The following is a 3,021-nucleotide window of genomic DNA, read 5'->3' as shown; positions in this document are numbered from 1 at the left end:
TCCGCATACATCCAGTATGCGGACGCCCCTCCGCCTTGCGATGCACCGCATCTGACGCCGCGCGCTGATCCACCGGGGATTACGGGACAGCCCTTGGCCCAGCTGGTCCTTGGGGATCTCAACGGGATTCTCGACCCGTCCGCCCGGAAAGTCCACGGCGATCTCAAAGCCCTCGCTCTCAACTGCCACTGGAAGTGATTTTCAGTGAGAAAATCTCACTCGCCGCCGATCATGCTTATGCCCTTCAACTGGAGGGCAGTTCCGCGGAGCGAGAGCGGCCGACGGCCCGTAGGAATTCTTCCTGCGTTCCCCGCGGACGGGCACGACGAGGAGTCGAAGAGGAATGCGGGTACTGGACAGAACCCAGCTCGTGAAGGAATTCCAGGAGCTGGGCCTGCGGGACGGCATGACGGTCATCGTCCATGCATCGTTGTCCTCGTTCGGGCAGGTGGAGGGCGGCGCGCCGATCGTGGTGGCGGCGCTGAGATCGGCGCTGGGCCCGGAGGGCACCGTCGCGGTCCCGGCGTTCACCCCGTCGGTGCGCGACCCGTTTCCCGAGGTGACGGGCCCCGGTGACGAGTCGGTGAGACGGGTCCGCGACCAGGTACCGGCGTTCCATCCCGGCATGTCGACCGAAATGGGTGCGATTCCCAACGCCGTCCTGGCCGTCCCGGGCTGTCTGCGGAGCAGTCACCCGCAGGTGTCCGTTGCGGCCGTGGGACCACAGGCGGAGCGGATCACGGCGGAGCAGAGCCTCGGCTACGCGGTGGGGGAGCGGTCCCCGTTCGGCACGCTCCGGGAACTCGGCGCCTGGATCCTGTTGCTCGGAGTGGGACACAACAGGAACTCGTTCCTCCACCACGCCGAGGGGATGGCCACCGCCCACCGCCGCAAACGCCGCCGCTTTCCGTATCTCCTGGGCGGAGAGCGGGTCTGGGTGGAGACCGGGGACGTCGGTGACGACAACGGCATGTTCTTCCCCACCGTCGGAGCCGAGTACGAGGACCTGCATCAGGAGACCGGCGTACGGACGCGCACCATCGGAGAGGCCTCGTGCAGGCTGATACCGAGCGTCCCGTTCGTGGACTTCGCGCACCGCCGCCTCGCCGAGCTGCTCGCGCAGACACCGCGTCCCACGCCGGCATCGTCCGCGATCTGATCGCGGCAGTCATGCGATGAATACGCAAGGGAGTGACGGCGATCGTGAACATCGACAACGAGCACGGGCTACGGATCCTGCGGGTGGGGATCGAGGAGGCGCTGGCGACTGGCACGAGGAGCGGCCGGACGCCGACGTGGTGCGCGTCACGAACCCCGATGTCTCGGCGACAGCCTCCCTGGAAGCAGCGGGTTTCGTCGTCAAGCCCCGGTGTATGACCTGGATCCCCCGCGTGCGCGAGCGAGGACGAGTTCTTCCAGCGGATGTCCCACCGCTCCCGCCGTAGCGCCGACATCCTCCTCGACAGGGAGTTCGCGCCGGTGCTGCGGTTGCCGCGGACGGTGGCGGACCTGGACAGATAGCACTGTCACGTTTGGTGGATGGTGTGGGAGGATCCTCGGGTGATCACGGTGGAGGGGATCGTCGGTGGGGAGCGCGTCGCCGTCGTACAAGGGGCACCGGTACCCGGTCGAGGTGATTTCCCGCTGCGTGTGGCTGTATTTCCGCTTCCCGCTCAGCTTCCGTGAGGTGGAGGAGCTGATGCTCCAGCACGGAGCCGTCGTCACCTGCGAAACGGTCCGGCGGTGGTGCCGGAAGTTCTGGCAGGCCTACGCCGACGGACTGCGCTGCCACCAGCCCGGGGAAAAATGGCATCTGGACGAGCTGTTCATCAAGGTCAACGGGGAGCGGAAGTACCTGTGGCGGGCCGTCGACCAGGACGGCAACGTGCTCGACATCCTCGTGCAGAGCCGCCGGGACAAGGCCGCCGCCCGGCGCTTCTTCCGTAGGCTGACGAAGAGGACGAGCGCGGTGTCGCGAGTGATTGTCACGGACAAGCTCCGCTCCTCACTTCCAGGGCCGGATGTCCGAGGCGGTCGACCTCGACGAGTACGCCCGGCACTTCGGCACGGTGCTCAAGCAGCTCAGGGACTGCAGTGGCCGGATCGTCGTCATCAGCGAAACGCCGTTCGGGCCCATCGAGGCTCCCGAGACCTTCGCTGCCATGAACGCGGAGCTCGCCCGCTACAACGAGGCCGCCCACGCGGCTGCCATCGCCCATGGCGCGTTGGTCCTCGACGTGTGCACCCCGTTCACCGCCGCCGCACGGCACATCAGCCCCTCCCACGACGGGGCCAGCCTGCGGAGCGACGGGGTACACCTGAGCGAACTCGGCGAGGAGCTGCTCCAGCAGGCCGAGCAGCTCCTCGCCGAGCACCGCGTCATCGAGAAGCTCCTCGACTACGCCTCCTGGAGCGCGACGCCGCGTTGACCGTGTACGGGCCGATGTTCGCCCGGTTCCGCCCGGCCGACTCTTAAATGCACCGGGCGTCCGGCGCTGGTCGGTCGCCGCCGGACGCCCCGGCCACCACCTCACCCCGCCCGCTTCATCCCCGAGGGAGCTGACCCGTGACCCTGCTGGGCCGCGCGCACATACAGGCGCTCGTCGCCGCCTTGCCCCTGCTCGACACCGGCCGCCTTCAGACCTGGGGCTGCCTGCTCGCCGAGCGGCTGCCTGCGGGCAGCAGACTGCTGGTCGCGGGCAACGGCGGCTCGGCGGCCGAAGCCCAGCACCTGACCTCCGAGCTGGTCGGCCGCTTCCACGCCGAGCGGGCCCCGCTGTCCGCAATCGCCTTGCACGCCGACTCCTCCTCGGTCACCGCCATCACCAACGACTACGGCGCAGACCAGGTCTTCGCCCGGCAGGTCCGCGCCCACGGCCGCACAGGTGACGTCCTGCTGCTGCTCTCCGCATCCGGCGCCAGCGCCAACGTTCTTGCCGCCGCCCAGGCAGGCCGCGCCGGGACCCCGTAGAAGTCCGCGAGCTCGGCCAGGCGCTGCACGGTCACGGCACGGTCGCCGCG

Annotated in this window: 2 protein-coding genes and 4 pseudogenes; 5 read left to right on the top strand and 1 reads right to left on the bottom strand. The window is 68.7% G+C overall.

What is annotated here, in order from left to right; genetic code table 11:
- The 5 genes and pseudogenes from ACWCQ6_RS36685 to ACWCQ6_RS36665 form a co-directional block, all read left to right on the top strand.
- Window positions 1–198 (top strand): annotated as a pseudogene (locus tag ACWCQ6_RS36685) (hypothetical protein); the annotation flags it as partial.
- Window positions 199–343: 145 nt separating this feature from the next.
- Window positions 344–1,159, top strand: a complete 816-nt coding sequence (locus ACWCQ6_RS36680) for an aminoglycoside N(3)-acetyltransferase (protein WP_451096765.1) — start codon at window positions 344–346, stop codon at window positions 1,157–1,159.
- A gap of 426 nt (window positions 1,160–1,585) precedes the next feature.
- Window positions 1,586–2,119, top strand: a pseudogene (locus ACWCQ6_RS36675) (IS6 family transposase); the annotation flags it as partial.
- Complete coding sequence (locus tag ACWCQ6_RS36670; RefSeq protein ID WP_451096763.1) at window positions 2,022–2,429, top strand: GDSL-type esterase/lipase family protein; 408 nt, start codon at window positions 2,022–2,024, stop codon at window positions 2,427–2,429. The pseudogene ACWCQ6_RS36675 and the gene ACWCQ6_RS36670, both read left to right, overlap by 98 nt.
- A 161-nt stretch (window positions 2,430–2,590) precedes the next feature.
- A pseudogene (locus tag ACWCQ6_RS36665) lies at window positions 2,591–2,959 on the top strand (D-sedoheptulose-7-phosphate isomerase); the annotation flags it as partial.
- Here the strand turns inward: ACWCQ6_RS36665 and ACWCQ6_RS36660 are convergent.
- Window positions 2,955–3,021: pseudogene (locus tag ACWCQ6_RS36660) on the bottom strand (transcriptional regulator); the annotation flags it as partial. The pseudogenes ACWCQ6_RS36665 and ACWCQ6_RS36660 overlap by 5 nt on opposite strands.

This window comes from Streptomyces sp. NPDC001880, assembly GCF_053594575.1.
The sequence above is the reverse complement of the archived record's forward strand: the minus strand, read 5'-3'. Positions and strand labels throughout refer to the sequence as shown.